This window comes from Marinitenerispora sediminis (genome assembly GCF_003336425.1).
Classification (GTDB): Bacteria; Actinomycetota; Actinomycetes; order Streptosporangiales; family Streptosporangiaceae; genus Marinitenerispora; species Marinitenerispora sediminis.
Window position 1 is genome coordinate 1 of sequence record NZ_QEIO01000398.1, and the last position, 337, is coordinate 337.

Annotated in this window: 1 pseudogene; it reads right to left on the reverse strand. The window is 72.7% G+C overall.

The annotated features are described in order from the left end of the window. Window positions 1–337 (reverse strand): annotated as a pseudogene (locus tag DEF28_RS26995) (hypothetical protein); the annotation flags it as partial.

Consider the following 337-nt stretch of genomic DNA (forward strand, 5'->3'; position numbering starts at 1 on the left):
CTTGTCGCACACGACCGCACACGGCCCCGGAGCGCACCGCTGGACGTGGAGCAGGTGCAGGGCCTGCTTGCGTTCGTCCAGCTCCTTGGGATGGGCCAGGCAGAACGCGGTGACGGCCCCCTCGGCAGTGGTGATGAGCAGGAGCTTGGCGCCCCAGTAGAAGGCGTGGTGGGACTTGCCCCTCCCATAGCCGGCGATCCCGCCCAGGCCCGAGCGGTCCACCGTCACGCGGGAGGCCGCGCAGCGCAGCGGGGTGCCGTCCATCAGCCGCAGCTTCTCGTGCCAGGTGGGGATCGCCCGGGCCAGCCACTGCGCGGCCGCGAAGAGCACCGGGCCC